This is a genomic window from Mesobacillus zeae, assembly GCF_003570705.1.
GTDB lineage: Bacteria > Bacillota > Bacilli > Bacillales > Cytobacillaceae > Mesobacillus_C > Mesobacillus_C zeae.
Map to the genome: position 1 here is coordinate 43,261 of NZ_QWVT01000011.1, position 17,467 is coordinate 60,727.

Annotated in this window: 18 protein-coding genes, 1 tRNA gene and 2 pseudogenes; 15 read left to right on the forward strand and 6 right to left on the reverse strand. The window is 44.2% G+C overall.

The window, feature by feature from the left end:
* Positions 1-8: 8 nt before the first annotated feature.
* From D1970_RS05690 to D1970_RS05700, 3 genes are all read left to right on the forward strand, one after another.
* Positions 9-776 (forward strand): dimethylarginine dimethylaminohydrolase family protein, encoded by a 768-nt coding sequence (locus tag D1970_RS05690; protein WP_119111927.1) that lies wholly within the window; start codon positions 9-11, stop codon positions 774-776.
* Between the two features lie 84 nt (positions 777-860).
* Positions 861-2,291, forward strand: coding sequence for an arginine-ornithine antiporter (gene arcD, locus D1970_RS05695; RefSeq protein ID WP_119111928.1), 1,431 nt, complete (start codon positions 861-863; stop codon positions 2,289-2,291).
* 161 nt (positions 2,292-2,452) lie between these two features.
* On the forward strand, positions 2,453-2,683 hold the full coding sequence (locus tag D1970_RS05700) for a hypothetical protein (RefSeq protein ID WP_119111929.1): 231 nt from the start codon (positions 2,453-2,455) through the stop codon (positions 2,681-2,683).
* 22 nt (positions 2,684-2,705) lie between these two features.
* Here D1970_RS05700 and D1970_RS05705 read toward each other — a convergent pair whose 3' ends face one another.
* Entirely contained in the window at positions 2,706-3,593 is an 888-nt protein-coding gene (locus D1970_RS05705; RefSeq protein WP_119111930.1) for a LysR family transcriptional regulator, read from the reverse strand.
* A gap of 118 nt (positions 3,594-3,711) precedes the next feature.
* Here D1970_RS05705 and D1970_RS05710 point away from each other — a divergent pair, with 118 nt between their 5' ends.
* Positions 3,712-4,740 (forward strand): YeiH family protein, encoded by a 1,029-nt coding sequence (locus D1970_RS05710; RefSeq protein WP_119111931.1) that lies wholly within the window; start codon positions 3,712-3,714, stop codon positions 4,738-4,740.
* A gap of 239 nt (positions 4,741-4,979) precedes the next feature.
* Here the strand turns inward: D1970_RS05710 and D1970_RS05715 are convergent, their stop codons facing one another.
* Entirely contained in the window at positions 4,980-5,162 is a 183-nt protein-coding gene (locus D1970_RS05715; RefSeq protein ID WP_119111932.1) for a hypothetical protein, read from the reverse strand.
* 247 nt (positions 5,163-5,409) lie between these two features.
* Here D1970_RS05715 and D1970_RS22795 point away from each other — a divergent pair.
* The 3 genes and pseudogenes from D1970_RS22795 to D1970_RS05730 all read left to right on the forward strand — a co-directional run.
* A pseudogene (locus D1970_RS22795) lies at positions 5,410-5,642 on the forward strand (transposase); the annotation flags it as partial.
* Positions 5,643-5,874: 232 nt separating this feature from the next.
* A complete protein-coding gene (locus D1970_RS05720) occupies positions 5,875-8,025 on the forward strand; it encodes a YhgE/Pip domain-containing protein (protein WP_119111933.1) in 2,151 nt (716 codons plus the stop codon).
* Between the two features lie 668 nt (positions 8,026-8,693).
* Positions 8,694-8,765: transfer RNA gene (locus tag D1970_RS05730), tRNA-Cys, on the forward strand.
* A gap of 280 nt (positions 8,766-9,045) precedes the next feature.
* Here the strand turns inward: D1970_RS05730 and rluF are convergent.
* The gene (gene rluF, locus D1970_RS05735) at positions 9,046-9,753 is read right to left on the reverse strand and encodes a 23S rRNA pseudouridine(2604) synthase RluF (protein WP_119111935.1); all 708 of its coding nucleotides are present in this window, start codon (positions 9,751-9,753) and stop codon (positions 9,046-9,048) included.
* A 244-nt stretch (positions 9,754-9,997) separates the two neighbouring features.
* On the opposite strand from rluF, the gene D1970_RS05740 reads away from it, so the two are divergent.
* Positions 9,998-10,276: a hypothetical protein gene (locus D1970_RS05740; RefSeq protein ID WP_119111936.1), complete on the forward strand. Its 279-nt coding sequence runs from the start codon at positions 9,998-10,000 to the stop codon at positions 10,274-10,276.
* Here the strand turns inward: D1970_RS05740 and D1970_RS23355 are convergent.
* Positions 10,273-10,479, reverse strand: coding sequence for a YbbN family protein (locus D1970_RS23355; protein ID WP_119111937.1), 207 nt, complete (start codon positions 10,477-10,479; stop codon positions 10,273-10,275). The genes D1970_RS05740 and D1970_RS23355 overlap by 4 nt on opposite strands.
* A gap of 146 nt (positions 10,480-10,625) precedes the next feature.
* Entirely contained in the window at positions 10,626-11,804 is a 1,179-nt protein-coding gene (locus tag D1970_RS05750) for an MFS transporter (RefSeq protein ID WP_119111938.1), read from the reverse strand.
* A gap of 323 nt (positions 11,805-12,127) precedes the next feature.
* On the opposite strand from D1970_RS05750, the gene D1970_RS05755 reads away from it, so the two are divergent.
* The 7 genes and pseudogenes from D1970_RS05755 to D1970_RS23575 form a co-directional block, all read left to right on the forward strand.
* Positions 12,128-12,454, forward strand: coding sequence for a WXG100 family type VII secretion target (locus D1970_RS05755; RefSeq protein ID WP_119111939.1), 327 nt, complete (start codon positions 12,128-12,130; stop codon positions 12,452-12,454).
* Positions 12,455-12,472: 18 nt separating this feature from the next.
* Entirely contained in the window at positions 12,473-12,682 is a 210-nt protein-coding gene (locus D1970_RS05760; protein ID WP_119111940.1) for a hypothetical protein, read from the forward strand.
* 30 nt (positions 12,683-12,712) lie between these two features.
* Positions 12,713-13,870, forward strand: a complete 1,158-nt coding sequence (locus D1970_RS05765; protein WP_119111941.1) for a WXG100 family type VII secretion target — start codon at positions 12,713-12,715, stop codon at positions 13,868-13,870.
* Positions 13,871-13,920: 50 nt separating this feature from the next.
* Complete coding sequence (locus D1970_RS05770) at positions 13,921-14,496, forward strand: DUF5381 family protein (protein WP_119111942.1); 576 nt, start codon at positions 13,921-13,923, stop codon at positions 14,494-14,496.
* An 89-nt stretch (positions 14,497-14,585) separates the two neighbouring features.
* Positions 14,586-15,158, forward strand: a complete 573-nt coding sequence (locus D1970_RS05775; RefSeq protein WP_119111943.1) for a DUF5381 family protein — start codon at positions 14,586-14,588, stop codon at positions 15,156-15,158.
* Between the two features lie 98 nt (positions 15,159-15,256).
* The gene (locus tag D1970_RS05780) at positions 15,257-15,829 is read left to right on the forward strand and encodes a DUF5381 family protein (RefSeq protein WP_119111944.1); all 573 of its coding nucleotides are present in this window, start codon (positions 15,257-15,259) and stop codon (positions 15,827-15,829) included.
* Positions 15,830-16,077: 248 nt separating this feature from the next.
* A pseudogene (locus tag D1970_RS23575) lies at positions 16,078-16,194 on the forward strand (hypothetical protein); the annotation flags it as partial.
* A 276-nt stretch (positions 16,195-16,470) separates the two neighbouring features.
* On the opposite strand, the gene D1970_RS05785 reads toward D1970_RS23575, so the two are convergent.
* Entirely contained in the window at positions 16,471-17,112 is a 642-nt protein-coding gene (locus D1970_RS05785) for a lysoplasmalogenase (protein ID WP_119111945.1), read from the reverse strand.
* Positions 17,113-17,467: the final 355 nt, after the last annotated feature.

A 17,467-nucleotide genomic window follows, 5' to 3' on the forward strand; every position in this document is an offset into this window, starting at 1 on the left:
AATTGGTCGTGTTTACTAATGTTATTGTAAGAGTACCTTCAAAATCAGTAGTAGACGGTATCAGTAGCTCGAATGAAGGAAAACCAAACTATGGTTTGGCGCTGAAACAGCATGAGGAATATGTAAGCGCTCTAACAAAGGCTGGCGTAAATGTTACTGTATTAGAACCAAATGATGATTTTCCCGATTCATGCTTTGTTGAAGATGTGGCACTTTGTACCAAAAAATGTGTCATTATCACACGCCCTGGTGCAGCATCCAGGCAAAAAGAAGCTGCTCTGCAGGATATGCAGGAGGCGTTGAAAAAGTTTTATGAACATATTGAATACATAGAGGCACCTGGAACGGTTGAAGCCGGCGATATCATGATGGTTGGAGACCATTTCTACATAGGTGAGTCTGCAAGGACGAATCGAGCTGGTGCTGAGCAGATGATTGCCATCCTTGAAAAATATGGACTAAGCGGTTCCATCGTTCCACTAAAAGAAGTATTGCATTTAAAAACAGGCTTAGCCTATTTGGAAAATAACAATCTATTAGTAGCAGGTGAATTTATAACATCACCTGTCTTCGAAAAGTTAAATAAAATTGAAATCTCTCCGGACGAAGCTTACGGTGCAAACTGCATTTGGGTGAACGACCATGTGCTTGTGCCAGCGGGTTACCCAAATGCCCAGAAAGCCATCGAAGGCCTTGGATATAAAGTGTTGGTCGTAGACACATCCGAGTTCAGAAAAATTGATGGCGGCTTAAGCTGTCTTTCTCTCAGATTCTAATAGCAAGCCAACAATTGAGAAGAGTATGGGATCATTTTCTCATACTCTTTTTTAGATTCCTTTAATCGATTGGAGGGGAATATTATGGCGGAAGAGAAAAAATTAAACCTTGGTGCACTAACTGCTTTGGTCATCAGCTCCATGATTGGTGCCGGAATTTTTAACCTGATATCGGATATGGCTTCACAGGCTTCACCTGGTTCCATTATCATCGGCTGGATCGTGACAGGGCTTGGCATGGGGTCGCTGGCATTTTCATTTCGCAACCTAAGCGAAAAGAGACCGGATTTGGATGCCGGTATTTACAGCTATGCTAAAGCCGGTTTTGGGGACTACATGGGCTTCAACTCAGCTTGGGGATATTGGATTTCAGCTTTCCTGGGCAATGTGGCGTTTGGCACACTGACATTTAGTGCATTAGGTTATTTCTTTGACCTGTTTGGAAATGGGCAAAATATATATTCCATCATTGGGGCCTCCATCACGTTATGGACAATTCACTATGTCACTGTAAAAGGGGCGCACAGTGCATCGATTGTTAACTTTATCGTTACCGTCGCAAAAATTATTCCGATTGTCCTTTTTATTCTCTGTGTCATTTTTGCATTCAAGGTTGATATCTTTTCACTGAATTATTGGGGGACTGGATCAGGAGAATTTGAACTTCAGTCTGTCGTCACCCAGGTAAAAAATACAATGCTGACAACAGTATGGGTGTTTATTGGAGTGGAAGGAGCCATCATCTATTCCGCTAGGGCGAAACGGGCAAAAGATATCGGTAAAGCGACATTGATTGCATTCGTGTCGGTGCTCTTGCTTTACGCCTTGGTGACCATCCTGTCTTTCGGAATCATGGCACAAAGCGAACTTTCCGAATTGCCGAAACCATCCATGGCATATGTATTGGAAAGCGTCATTGGCAAACCAGGTGCCATTATTATCAATATTGGAGTCATCATCTCCATCATTGGCTGCTGGCTTGCAACAACTATGTACGCCGGGGAAGTGCCGTACCAGGCCTCACAAACAAAGAACTTCCCTAAATTCTTTTCAAAAGTAAATGAACATGGAGCACCAACTTCAGCATTATTGGTTACAAATATACTAATCCAGATCTTTTTATTCTCGTTCTTGATTAATGACAGTGCTTATAACTTCATGTATTCCCTTTCTTCCTCAGCCATCCTGCTTCCATACGCGCTGATCGCATTTTTTCAGGTGAAGCTGTCGCTGCAAGAGGAAAAAGGGACGGAGAACCGAATCAAAAACATTGTGTTAGGATTGATCGCCAGTATCTTTATCCTGTGGGTCACCTACGCTTCCGGCATGGAATATATCCTGCTGACAATGATGCTCTTTGCAGCCGGGCTGTTTGTCTTTATCTGGGTCCAAAAGGAAAACGGCAGAAAAATCTTTGCGAAACAGGAATGGATTTTTGCGGCCATTATCCTGGCATTGTTCCTGTTGTGTATCTATCAAATTGCCACAGGGGCGATTGACCTTCAGACGATTTGATATTGTAGCATCACCTGTGAATTCGTTTTTCTCTCGTTTAATTCTTCGTTTTAGGGTATAATGAAAATGTAGATTTTGCATATATTAAAAAAAGACCGCTTGGTGCTGGTACACCAAACGGTCGGCAATAGACTGGTTCCCTTCAGGGGCGATCAGCACAAATGGGAATAATCCACCTTATGCTTGCAGGCTCAAGGGTGGATTATTTTTTGTGGTTTTTATCAAACGACAGTACAGCGAGGACTAAGCTTGTGAACGTACAAGCAAACATCAAAGCTTCGAAAACCGTCATACAGCACCACCCCCTTTCAAATGGGGATGAGCTGACCACCCTTGAGACACCTATTCTATTGCTGTGTCCATTATATCAGCTTCAGGAAATAAAAGGATGATTCTTTGGACATAAACCAAATCTTAAAAGCGGTATTTTCCTTGAATGATTCTGACGAAGTTTTCGACGCTCCGTTTGTTTTTCATAACGGGGGATTGAATATAGGAAAAGGTCCTGGTAAAGGACTTTCCTTTTATCGGAATGGCCGTGAGCTCTCCATACTTGAGTTCTTTTTCAATCACGCTCCTGGACAATAGTGAAAGTCCCATGCCGTTTATAACACTTTCTTTGATGCCCTGGTTGCTGCTGATGGTCAGTAACGAAGAAACGGACAAGGCGTTGGAACGGATGACATGGTTTAAGTACTCCCTTGTGCCTGAACCTTCCTCCCTGACCACCCATGCCTGGTTCTGCAAGTCAGACATGGCAGCGTTATTCCGGGAGGCAAGCGGGTGGGTGTTTGACGCGACGATGAATAGCTCGTCTTCCATAAACGGGCGGATGGAGAGTTCTTTTTCGTTTGTCTGCCCTTCTATAAGGCCAATGTCGACAGTAAATGACCGTACTTTATGCACGATTTCCTCCGTATTTCCGATCTCCACTTCGAGTTCAAGCTCCGGAAATTCACTGTGCACTCTGAACAGCAAAGAAGGTAAAATATATTCCCCGATGGTAAAACTTGCCCCAATTCTCAGCTTCCCTCTTATCGACTGATGATGCTCCAATATATCCGTTTTTGCCTGCTCGTAGAGAGCGATCATTTGCTTTGCCCGATTATAGAGGATTTCTCCAGACGGAGTGATTTGCACGGCCTTCGGAGAACGAAGAAACAACTCTGTCTGGAACTCCTTCTCCAGATTTTTGATATGCAAACTCACGCTTGGCTGTGAGATATGGAGCAGTTCCGAGGTTCTTGTAAAATTTTTTATCTCAGCAAGCGTGACAAAGGTTTTCAAGCTGTCGTAGTACAAGGTAATCCCACCTAATCATTAGTTTTTTTAATGATGACGATTATTTATATATATTTTACTAATCATTATCTTTTACTTAAAGTGAATATATAAGAAGATTTTTAAGGAAGTGGAAACGATGGAGAAGACAAAGCGAATGAAGCAGCAGGTTTCCCTAGCTTTTATGCAAGGCATTGGGATGACGCTACTGATTGCTATAGCAGCAAAATATTTGGCGCAGCTCCCATTTTTATCGATTATGGGCCAGTTGGTGCTGGCTATCCTGATTGGCATGGGCTGGCGGGCTGTCTTCGGCGTAAGGGAAAGCTTACAGCCTGGTGTAACGTTTGCGAGCAAAAAACTACTCCGGCTCGGCATCATCCTGCTTGGAATGAGGCTGAACCTTGCTGATATTTATCATGCCGGATTAAATGTATTTGCCATCGCGGCAATCAATCTGGTATTTGCCTTGGTTGTCGTGTATCTGTTAACGCGCTGGCTGGGTGTTGAGAAAAAGCTGGGTATTCTAACCGCTTGCGGAACAGCCATTTGCGGAGCCGCAGCTGTTGTCGCTATAGCCCCGCAAATTAAGGCGAAAGACGATGAAACAGCCATTGCCGCAGCGATTGTCGCTATTTTGGGCACTCTTTTTACACTGGTGTATACCGTTTTTTACTCAGTTCTGAATTTGTCGCCAACAGGGTATGGCGTGTTCGCGGGCGGCACGCTTCATGAGCTGGCGCACGTGATTGCGGCCGCTGCTGCAGGCGGGAAAGAGGCAGTGGACCTTGCTGTCATTGTGAAGCTGACACGTGTCGCGTTATTGGTTCCCGTGGCGCTGGTCATAGGGTGGATATTCCGTTCGAAGGAAACCAAAGGCGGGGGAAAGGCGGCGGGGATCTCCATGTCGATCGTTCCGTGGTTCATCTTTGGGTTCCTTGCCATGAGTGGATTCAATACGCTGGGTATCGTATCGGCGGAGACGGCGGAGAATATTGTCAGCCTGGCTTACCTGTTCCTTGGAATGGCCATGGCGGGGCTGGGGCTCAACGTCGACCTCGGGGCATTCCGCAAGTGGGGCCTGCGCTCCTTTGCAGCCGGCCTTGTGGGCTCTGTTTTTCTGTCCGTACTCGGTTACTGTCTCGTTTGGCTTTTCGGATTGAATTAGAAGTAGGGCGGCAGCCGCGGGGACGGCTGTCGTTTGGTTTTTTTTAGGAAAAATGAAAATTCTGGGACTTGGGATCTTTCTTCGGTAATTTAACATCCTTTTCATCTTGGGGCTCCCATCCGTTCTGCTACAAGCTGTTTCATCCACACCAGTGCGGACAGCCTTTGCAGCGACAAAGTTAGTCGGTGGACATCACCAATAACTAATCATATCAAAATAAAAACGGCAGTTATTTAAAACTACCGTTTTTCAGTGCTTCTTTTTGGTTTTCTTGCAAATAAAAGGATGCTTAAAACAATAAGAGTCACCAAGCCCATAGTGGCAGAAAGAATTGTGCCAAAACGATTACTTAAATAAATGAAGGTAAATAATGGAATAGCAAGCAACAAAAACATTTTTAATAACAACATATTTTTGTTCAATGTTATCCCTCCTATTAAAGCTTAACATAACACAATGACCGGAGGAATTTAAGTCTATCAGCAATAACCAAGATTTTTACAAGTACTACCACAAATCAACTTATTATCTAGAACACATTTCACAAACCATTAAGCACCGCAGATAAGAACACAGGGCGGACCAGCAATTGTTGCACAAACCACTGCACAGGCAACTGCTCCAGTTAGAGAACAAGACATTCCCTGAAGGTGATTGCAAATTGATTTACTGGCCCAACCCTTTCTTGAAGAGCAAAGAGACAGGCTCGAACTGGTATTCCTGCCTCCCTACAACCCTGAATGAACCTGATTGAGGGACTTTGGAAATGGTTGTAGGAAACCATCATTAATAATGTCTTTTATGCCAACGTTCAGGAAATCCGTTTGAACGTCAGGAAATTAATAAAGCAAATCAGCATGAGAGCGGATGAAGTCATAGACACGCTCTGCGTGAAAATGTAATTCATTTTATATAGAAGTCCCGACAAAGACGGACATCATGGAAGACATGTGGGTGCGCTGTGGATAGAGCTTAACGTCCAATATTCATGGGCATACTTGAATAGTGAAACACCTTATCAATGGACGGGAACGGAGCTTCTCGTCTATTATTTTCCTATATCGTTTTTTTTTGGGAGGAATTGCGGCCTGAAAGCAGGATAAAGTAGAAAAAACTATGTTCGGAGAGATTAGAATGAAGCATATTTTTGGGATTTTCGGCCGCGACATGAAAAATATCGCGACAAATTGGGTTGCGCTGATTCTGATTGGCGGGCTTGTTTTTTTGCCGTCGCTGTACGCGTGGTTCAATATCAAGGCATCCTGGGATCCTTACGGGAAAACCGGGGGATTGACGGTGGCGGTCGCAAATAATGACACTGGCGCCACAATAAAAGAAAAGCGGTTCAATTTGGGAAATGAGATTGTGAAATCTCTTAAAAAGAATGACAAGATAGGTTGGAAGTTCATAGATAAAAAAACTGCCAAGAAGGGTGTCCGGCACGGCGATTATTATGCAGCGATCGTCATTCCGGAGGATTTTTCGAAGGATATCGCTTCGGTAGTGACGAAAAACCCGACAAAGGCTAGAGTGGATTATTATGAAAATGACAAGATCAACGCCATTTCCCCAAAGATCACTTCCAAAGGGGCGAGCAGCATCATTGAGGAAGTGAATGAAAACTTCATCAGGGAGGCGAACGGGGCAATATTTTCAGCGTTGAATGAGGCCGGCTATGAATTGGTCCAAAACAGGCCGACGATCGACCAGGTGAGAGACTTGATTTACCGGCTGAATGCGCTGTCGCCAAAGCTGAATGAAGCGGTGAACCTGGCAATAGAGGATGTAGACAAGTCCCAGGAGCTTGTGGACCAGGCGCAGGAAGGGCTTGGGACGGTGGACAGTATTGCGAGGGATGGCGAGCGTTTCGCCGGTAAGCTGAAGCCGTTCATCGATCAAAGCTCGCAGACGGTCGAGTCGATGGGTCCAGTGGTGAAACAGAATCTCCTGCTCATGCAGCAGGCTGCGGCAACGGTTAGCGACCTTCCCGAGATGCTCGAGAAAAACGATTTCAAGCCGGAAGAGGTGCAGCCTGTCCTGGACCAGGCTGTCAGCAGGCTGACAGTTGCGAACAATGTTTCGGGGAAGATGATTGAATTTTTCTCTGGGCTTGATTCCCTGCAAGGCCTGGAGCAACCGTCCCCGATAACAGCGAGTCTCCAGGAAATCAAAGGGAACCTGGAGAATGAACTGAACCTCGCCAGCCAGGTGAGCGAAGCGGTGAAAAATGGCTCGGTTCCAGCGAAGGAGCTGCTGGACCGGCTTGCAGCCGCCGCAGGGGAGGCGGACAGGGCGCTCGGTGACCTACTCGGCCGCTACGACAGTGAAATCTTGCCTGCAATCAAAAGCGGGCTTGATAGGGTGAACGGCAATATCGAGAAGGCAAACGGACTGTTTACTACTGCGAAAAACATGGTCCCTGAAGTGAGCAAGATTTTGGGGGATGCGGAAAGAGGATTGACGGTCGGCGATGAAAAGCTGCAGGAGGTGCAGGAACAACTTCCGGCGCTTGAAGCAAAGCTGAAGTCTCTGGCGGGTGAGATCCAGAAAGTAGAGAATGAAGGTACGCTCGACGAAATGATTGAGCTCCTCACCCTCAATGCAGCAAAGGAAACAGAGTTCTTCGCTGAACCTGTCGTCATGAAGTCACACCAGTACTATCAGATTCCAAACTACGGTTCCGCGATGTCCCCGTTTTACACGACGCTATCGTTGTGGGTCGGCACCCTTCTGCTTGTTTCGATGCTGACGGTGGAAGTTCATGAGCCAGGTAGGGAGTTCAAGAGTTATCAAGTATACTTCGGACGCTTCCTGACCTTCCTGACGCTTGCGGTCCTGCAGTCGATCCTCGTCACGACAGGGGATATGTTCCTGCTCGGCACCTATGTTGCCGAAAAGCCATGGTTCGTGCTGTTCGGGATGTTGCAAAGCGCCGTCTTCATGCTGATTGTCTACACGCTTGTCTCCGTTTTCGGTAACGTGGGCAAGGCCATGGCGATCGTCATGCTTGTCATCCAGATTGGTGGATCCGGGGGTACCTTCCCGATCCAGCTCACACCGGAGTTCTTCCAGGAAATCCACCCATTCCTGCCATTCACGTATGGTATCAGCATGCTACGGGAGGCGATGGGCGGCATCATCTGGGATATCGCCTACCGGGATATCATTGCGTTGCTGGCATTCGGTGGTCTTGCCCTGATCCTTGGACTTGCGCTCAAGAAGTTCATCAACCGCGCGGCGCTTCCACTTACCAAAAAGGCAAAAGACAGTCGGCTATTGCATTGATCGGAGAATGAGCCCCTTCTTGAACAAGGAAGGGGCTCATTGTTTTTCTCGTAATGGAAGTGTGGCTGTTGCCTGGTTCTGGTTGGAAATTGAAATCACAAAAAGGAATAATAAGGCCGGAGCACAGTTCCAGTTGGAAAATGAAACGAATACTTTGGAAAGTAAAGCGGTCCTGATGGGAAAAATCGGGAAACGGAAAACGGAAAACAAGAGGGGTGCTCTAATCATGGGATTTCAATATTTTTTACAATCCATCCTTTAAATGTCGATGGCTAATGAGTCTTTCGTAGGTTTCCCATGAATTCACAGAAATTCAACTGAAGTACAGCTATTGTAGATATATTGGGGCTAATCGTAGATATTTCGTTCCCCATCGTAGATATCCTGCTATGCGAGGGTTCTTGAGGTCGAATTTTGTGCTGTGTAACCTGTTACACTCCGGCTGAAAATCAATATTTGTTTGGGATGCTTCGTCTGTAACGCGTTACACAAGACAAATTCCGAAGAAAAGAAGGCGCCAGACTGCTTTTTCAAAAAAATATGTGGCCGGCACAACTAAAACGAACAATATCAGCTTAAGTTCAAGTCCGAAAAGTGTATTTTTTCTGAACTTTCTTTTTCATGGATAATCAGCCGAAAATGTTCATATAGTTACAGTAGTTCCATACGGTGATATAGCCAAGTGATTAAGGAGAAGGTCTGCAAAACCTTTATCCCCGGTTTGAATCCGGGTATCACCTTCTTCAAGAGTGCCGGCGACGGTGCTCTTTTTTCAATCATGGCGGCCACTGGTATCTGTCGGGCGGGGGCATGCAGTCCATGAAGAAAATGGTGGAAGATGCAGAGGCAGGTCTTAAATAAGAATGAAAAGGAGCGAACCAGCATAAAGGTGGTTCGCTCCTTTTTTTTCGGATATGATCGCCTATCCGTTGGCGATGTAATTAGGAAATGGCGTTCTCGTCTGCCGGCGTCCGGCACGATGTGTACGTCGCTAAACAGGCGCTTGCTCTCTTTTTTGACCTACCATTCTTTTGGCGTATAGTCGAGGTCGCTGAATAACTGTTTGCGCTCTTTTTTTGACAGGTCCCTCCACTGGCCGTATGGGAGATTTCCGAGATGGATATTCATGATTCTGGTACGCTGCAGCCTTGTGACTTCGTAACCCAGTTCGGCACACATCCGGCGGATTTGCCGGTTTAATCCCTGTGTCAAAACTATATTGAAATCATATTTTGAGAGTTGCGTCACTTTGCAGGGAAGCGTCTTTGTTCCTAGGATTTTGACTCCTGACTCCATCTTTTCGACAAAATCTGGTGTGATAGGCCTATCCACTGAAACCAGATATTCTTTTTCATGCTTGTTTTCGGCGCGCAAAATTTCATTGACAATATCACCATCGTTGGTGAGCAGTATCAAGCCTTCGGACTCTTTATCAAGGCGGCCGATATTATAAATCCTTAAGGGATGATTGACTAAATCAACAATGTTTCCTTTGACGTTTTTTTCGGTGGTGCTCGTAATGCCGACAGGCTTGTTCAAAGCAATATAAACATAGTTGCTTGCCATCCGGATAGGATTGCCGTTGACCCGTACATCATCGCCGGGCTCAACCTGACTGCCAACCTTGGCTACTTTCCCATTAATTGTCACTCTTCCTTCATCTATAAGCCTGTCCGCGCCTCGCCTAGAGGTTTTTCCGGATTCGCTGATAAATTTATTAATACGCATGTTAACCACACCTTTATGCGGAGATTTGTACCATTACAATAACTTATTTACGGCGTTATATCAAAGCTATTGGAGAAATGGATTTGAGAAAGAGCAGCATAGCCCTTTAGCAGGCGAAAATGTTAGTTTTCTAAAGAAGATTACTGCAGGGTGAACTCAGTTGGACACGAACGGGGTGCCTTGCTGTCATTTTAGCATCAAAACAGGTCATTTTTTCGTTCACTTAATGTGCAAGGGGAGGATTTTGTATCGCTGGCAGGCTTTTGTCGATGTGGAGCCCGTTACGCACATAGTTTCAAGCATAAAAGAAGCACTCGAAAAAGTTTTATTCCCGGTTACGGTCGGTTTATTCCCGGTTAGGAACCGTTTATTCCCTGTTAAGGTTCAGATATTCCCGATTACTATCAATATATTCCTGTTAGATGTAATTCTATCCCATTTAAGTTTTTCAATGGAAAAACAAACCTTGTTCTTCATGAGAAAAGCGGCCGCTCTCAGTCTTGAGAACGGCCGCTTTTTTTAATCTCCATATGTTGCTTCATATATTCTGTGCAGCTGGTTCCTAAGCTTTTCGATTGGGACGAAACGTGCTTCCCGAAGCACTTCTTTTCCATCCGCGAACAGAACAAGAACGGGTGCTGTGAAAGCCATCAAATAGCCGGCAATCTCGGTTACTTCTCCTGCATTCACAATTCCCAGCTTAATCAGTGGGAATTCCTTCAGCACTTCCTCAACCTGAGGAAGTAGTGCGTGGCAGACACTTCAGCCCGATGAAAGTACATAGATAAAACTGAGTTTGTTTGTTTGGATAAAACTTTCGGTTTCTTCAATTGAAGCAAGGTTTCTCATTTCCTTAGCACTCCTTCAAAACCCTAGTTTGCAAGTGTACTTTGATGTTTTCTAGCCTGGACCGCATAGATTTGGTAAACGACCAAAGCCACCGCTGACAGGATGATTCCTGAAATGTATGGTAGTCCGATGGATACGGAGAAGAGCCAGCCGCCAAGTGGAGGGCCGACAATCCTGCCAAGCGAGTCGAACGAAGAAAGCAGCCCGGTTGTGCTGCCATGCCCTGACTTGGATTTCTTCGTCAGCAGAGAGGAAACACTCGGGCGGATAATTCCGTTTCCGATTCCAAAAATGGTCATGAATGCAGCAGATGTTGCAAAGCTGTCAGCGCGCAGGATGAGGGCAAATCCGATGGCGGAAATGATAATTCCGGCTTGGATGATGGCGCCTTCTCCCCATTTTTTTGTAAGGCGGCCGACAAGTCCTCCCTGGACAATTGCTCCTGCCACTCCCATGATCATGAAGATATAACCAAGCTGTACTGTGCCCATTCCTGCTCTTTCAGCCGCAAAATAAGCAAATGTCGCTTCAAGACCGGACAGGGAAAGGGTGACGAACAATTGAAGGATGAACAGCAGGGACAAAGGTCCGCTGAATGCTTTCCACATAGAGGTTTTTTCTGTTGAATGAGTGTGCCGCTGTTCTGGTGACAGTGACTCTTTTAAAACAATGGCGACCAACACGAATGTGAGCAGGGAAGATGCACCTGCAAGATAAAAAGGTGTTGCCAGATTGTTTTGAGAGAAAAGGCCGCCAATCGCCGGTCCAAATATGAAGCCAAGACCGACAGCTGCTCCGATGATGCCCATACCTTTTCCACGGTCCTCATTAGAGGTGACGTCTGCCACATACGCCATGACGGTCGGCATGTTGGCAGAGGACAGCAATCCGCCGATGATTCGTGCGGCAAACAGCATCCAAAGCTGAGTCGAAAGAGCCATCAGGAAGAAGGAGATGGCAAGCCCTGCGATTCCAACCATAATGACAGGCTTTCGGCCAATCCGGTCGGAAATCCGGCCCCACATTGGGGCGAACAGCAGCTGCATTAATGAATAAACGGCCATGAGTAAGCCTAATTGAGTAGGCGAGGCCCCGAGTTGTTCTGCATAAAAAGGCATGACAGGGATAATGATTCCAAATCCGACCATGACAAGAAACATGACGGCAAATAAGAGAGGCAATGCTCCTTTTTTTGTTTCCAATTAATTTCCCTCCGGTTTCACTGTTGCATATGTAGTTTCTTATTATATATATATTTGGCTCTAAACAAGAAGCACTAAACCTTGCAGACGGTAAAAAAAAGTTTCCAAACATTAAGGTACTCCTTGTATTCGTTTGCAGTCAAGCTGATTGCCTGATGAAGCTGATACTTTGTCGTCTTGAATCTAGGAAAATGGTTGGTGGCAAACCGGGAAGATAGGAACAGAGACTTATGGCGAGCCTTCAATGGAAATAGTATTATATAATTGGTTAAATTGGAAATTAATACTATGTGAATAGATTAACAATTGAGGGGTGCATGATTGTGGAGTCGACGGAAACAAGGGAACTATCTAGAGCTTTCGCCGAGGCGACAATGGATGCGTATGAGAAACAGCGCAAACTGCTGAGCGATATTCAGAACTATGCAAACGACTGGTCAGGGAAAGCGCGTGATGAATTCGATGCGCTAGTCAATGAAGTGGAGGTCCTGTTCCACCACCATATCACGGACCTGAATGATATCTCGAACGAACTTTTGGCAGCGGCTGGCGAAATCGACCGTGTCAGGGAGGAAATCGAAAGACAGAAGGAACAGGAAAGGCTGCGCAGCCTGACCTACGGTGCAAGCCGTGATTTCTACTCCGTGTAGGGACAGGGAGGATAAAAGGTGCGATTTGATAGCCATAAACCAGAAAAGATTTTTGAAAGCAACAGATGGGACCATACGGATTCAAGAATCGTAGCCCCAGAAAAGGAACAAAAGGAAGGCTGCCTGGAAGGATGTTTGGATGGCTGCTTTCAAGGCTGTTTCTCCTTCGTGTTATGGATTTTTTTATCAGCCTATGCAGTTAAGGAGATTATCAGCTTTATTTTTTAAATGAAGAGCGAGAGAAAGCGGGGATGAACGATGGGAAATAAGATTGCGGTAGATCCGGACAGGCTGCAGGGGCTCGCTGACAGCATGGTTGGGGGCATTTCGGCCATTCAAGATAATTACAAGGATTTGCACAAGAGGCTTGCCCTACTGGTACTGAATGCCCCTGCAGAGTACAGACACTGTTTCAACAATGTCGGCGACCCATGGAATACAGGGGGTAGGCTGGTAGAAGGATTGAACGAGATGGAGATAAAAGTGCGGCAAACAGCCGACAAATTCGACGAGGCTGATAACTACGTCGCGAAGCTCTACAATCTGTATGATAAATATGGCACCATGACAGCAATGGGCGCAACTGCAGGCCGCCAGGGGCTCTATTACGCAATGGGGGCGACCCAATTCATTAAAGACAGCAACGGTGCTTATACTTTTAAGCACGCCGGACTGTTATCCTACTTATCTGATATAGTCGATAATTCCAAGGCTAGGAACTTTGTGAGGGGTCGTCTTAGTGTATTTAACTTAAGAAAGAAGTTTGTAAATACTCCCCTAGAAGATTTGGTACACAAAAAATTTGCGAGATACCTTCCTAATGACGTGCTGGATTTAGTAAATGCGACTCAGACATTTGATGACGCGATAAATTTGGGGGGCCTTAAGTCTGCAAATTTTGGCTCTGTAATAAAATCGGCAGCAAAGTTCGGCAGAGTCAATGCTGTTTTTACAGTGGGTACGACATTTGCAGTGGAAATGGGCGGAATGGGATTAAAGATATCTCAAAACTACTCCAAGTATAGCAGGCAACCGGAAATCTTGAAACGCGAAAATGCCAAGGCTGTTGGGAACGCCCTCAACAAGACAGCTGCAGTTTCAACAGGTGCTATCATTGGAGGAGTAATTGGCGGAGTAGCTGGAAGCTTTTTGGGACCTGTTGGAACAGTTATAGCAGCTGGAGTCGGTTCGACTATTGGAGGTTTTATTGGAGAACAAGCAGCAAAGCTGACTGCTGGTTTTGCTGAAAAACTCGCTCTTAAAGCCAAAGAGCCGATACACAAAACTTTAGAAACAATAAAAGGCGGTTTAAAGAAAGTTGGAAAAGTTGCCGATGCTGTGTCTAAAGGTACTGATCTAATAAATGACGGAATAAAGGGGATTTTCAAATCACCAAAGGCTTTGTTTAATCCTTAACTGAATAAAAGTTCCTTACTAATAAACTAAGTTGTAGAGGATGAATGAAATTGTTTTTAAATCTTAAAAAAGGAAGCGGCAATCTAGTGCAAGTGAAGGGTTCTAAATTCTCTTATACACAAATGATGGTGGCTATTCCTGTGTCTTTTATAGGAATGTTATTTGTGTTAAGGGAAGGAATAAGATTTGAATCTAACTACTCTCTTTACTATCTAGCCAGTAGTATGGTCTTTATTCCAATCCTTGTATACGGTATGTTATGGTATTTTCCTGCTTTTATTCCAGGCAAAGTATTGGTGACGATCATCCCTGGTGAAAATGGCCAGATAAAGGGTGGGAGAAAGTCTGTTCGGATTAAAGACATTAAGGAAATGTTCTTTTACCGAAGATCTATTAATTTGATGAATATGATCATGATTGAGACAATAGATGGTAAAAAAGTGAGGATTCCAACATATAGCCTGCTAAGTGATGCCGCCTTTTCTATAATGGTCGACCAATTCATCTTTCCGTATATGAATGAGCAGGCGAAAATTGTATGGGACAGGCAAATTGATTTAGACATATTATATAAAAGAACAAGTTACAAGCGTCCTGAGACAGAAGATACAACAATTCATCATTAATCCAATGCAGGAGCCTTATCTCATTAATTCGGTAAGGCTCTTCTTTTCTTGATATACATTCCTGGTTTAATTAGATATGGGGTGGGCAAGTGTTATTAAATCTCCGACAAAAAAATGATTCTATTCAAGTAAAAGGGAGTAAGCTTCTTTATGTCCATGTATCGCTAGCGTTACTGGGTTCTTTAGTTGGTTTGTTCTTTCTTTTTCGAACAGGGATAAAATTCGAGTCACATTATTCTTTTTATTATCTTGGAGTAAGTATTATTTTCACTCCGTTTATGCTTTATTTAGCCTTATGGCACCTTTCAGGATTTATCCCCGGCAAAGTATTGATCAAAATCATACCCGGGGAAAATGGAGAAATAAAAAGCGGAGGCAAATCGGTTAAATTTAAGGATATTAACGAGGTATCTTTTTATCGAAGGCCGATTAACCTGATGAACGTGATTTTGCTTGAAACAAGGGATGGAAAGAAAGTAAGAATTCCAACCTATAATTTAATTGCGGATTGGCAAGTGGACATCATGGTAGATAAGTATATTTATCCACACATGAACGAGCAAGCGAGAAAAGTATGGGATCGGAAAATTGATCTTAAGGAATTGTTCGAGAGTACCACTTATAAGAGGGAAGAATCAGGAGATACACCAATCAATCATTAATTAATTCAAGGAAAGAAGAGCCTTACTCCGTTTCTCGGTAAGGCTCTTCTTTCCTTGATATACTACATTCCTGGTTTAATTAGATATGGGGTGGGCAAGTGTTCTTAAATCTCCGAAAAAAAAATAATATTATACAAATTAAAGGGTCAAAGCTGCTTTATTCTGTATTAATGATAGCCTATCCAGGGGGCTTTTTAGGCATGCTTTTTGTGTTGCGAGAAGGCATAAGGTTTGAGTCAAACTATTCCTTATATTATCTTGCAAGCAGCTTAATTTTTATCCCTTTTCTTGTATATCAATTACTTTGGTATTTCCCTGGCCTTATCCCCGGCAAAGTATTGATCAAAATCATTCCGGGGGAATATGGAGAAATAAAAAGCGGAGGCAAATCAGTTAAATTTAAGGATATTAACGAGGTGTCTTTTTATCGAAGGCCGATTAATCTGATGAACGTGATTTTGTTTGAAACAAGAAATGGAAAGAAAGTAAGAATTCCAACCTATAATCTAATTGATGATTGGCAAGTGGACATCATGGTAGATAAGTATATTTATCCACACATGAACGAGCAAGCGAGAACAGTATGGGATCGGAAAATTGATCTTAAGGAATTGTTCGAGAGTACCACTTATAAGAGGGAAGAATTAGGAGATACACCAATCAATCATTAATTAATTCAAGGATAGAGCCTTACTCCGTTTCTCGGTAGGGCTCTTCTTTCTTGATACACATTGTTTAATTAGATATGGGGTGGGCATGTGTTCTTGAATCTCCGACAAAAAAACAATTCTGTTCAAATAATAGGGAGTAAGTTTAGCTATTTCCATGTATTTCTCACTAATCGGTTCTTAGTTTGCTGTTACTTTATCTTTCGAGCGAGGATTAAATTTGAGTCAAAGTACTCTCTTTCTATCTCGGGGCAAGCTTCGTTTATACGACTATAATGCTTTATTTAACTATATGGCATCTCCCTGGATTGGTACCTGGCAAAACTTTTGTCACCATCATTTCAAGCAAAAATTGTGTGGGATCGTAAAATCGATTTAAAATATTTATACGAATTAATGAAGTATGAGCGATCAGAATCGACTGATACACCGATAAATAGCTGATCCTGTTGAGGCGTAAATGGTGCTTAGTTCAATAAGCAATGCAACTGAATGAATCGTACTGTACTTATTATCCTAGAAAAGTGAAAGTATAAGCTCTGATTATCATGAATCTTCTGCTACGGCAGCAACTGTTTTATGTAATCGGCTATAACAAAGCCCCCCATACTGCCTCGTTGGCAGTATGGGGGGCTTTGTTTGGCTTATGATTCTGCACTGTCGGCCCTCACGCTTGTTGCGATGAGGAATTGGGCTGTGTAATAAGTGGTCATGATGAAAACACCTGAGAACGGCACTGGGCTGACGAACATGTTCCAAGACAGAATGGTGTCAGACAGAACGAACAGGAGGCTTCCTGCAATGGCCCATTTGCTGCCTGTCATGAAGGCTGTCAGGGCCATGAGGGAGATGACAAGGATATAGAGAAGCACCGGGACCATTAGCGCACCCTCTCCGCTCTCCTGGAGCGAGCCAATGAGCTCGCGTCCTATAAGGAAGGAATAGATGGCGAGAAGCAAAATGACGGCTAGGCGTGGGTTCGAGCTTTTTCTCATCTTTATAAAGCCGCTTAAATAAAAAAGATGACCTACCAGAAATGCTCCCAAACCTGCTACGAAGGAGAACGCGATGAAGGCGTCGCCAATCATGGAGCATAACAATCCTGCAAGGATGAGGTAATGCTCCGCTGCCCTGCGTTCAGGCAGCTGGAGAAGGGCATATCCGATGATCAGCACCATCGGTATCAATTTAAATGAAACTTTCAGGGCGATTGGGTCTTCTGGGATCAAAAAGATATAAATGAAGCTCATGGCTAAAATCAGCCAGGGCAGTATCGCCTTTCTCAAAAATCCACCTCCATTGCTCTATATGTAGTTAATCTTATTCGCTGTTTAGGCGGATACTCCTTTAAAGTTTTTAGAATTAGATTGACTAGGGACGGAAGGTGGTATAAAATTAAATATAGAACAAGTGTTCTAATATTATACTGCTGCGCCTCTTTACAAAAAACTCTTCTTTATTTTTCTATACTCCATCTCTTAATCCTTTCACCCTGAAAAGCATCTGTTCACTATTATGTTGGCGAATTACTTTTCTCCCATTTTTCCTCCTCTTTTTGCCCTTGCACTGGGAAGAGGGGAGGGGAGAAGCGGGAGAGACGCATGAACGAATTGCGATAAAATGATACTCAATAGTATTGTA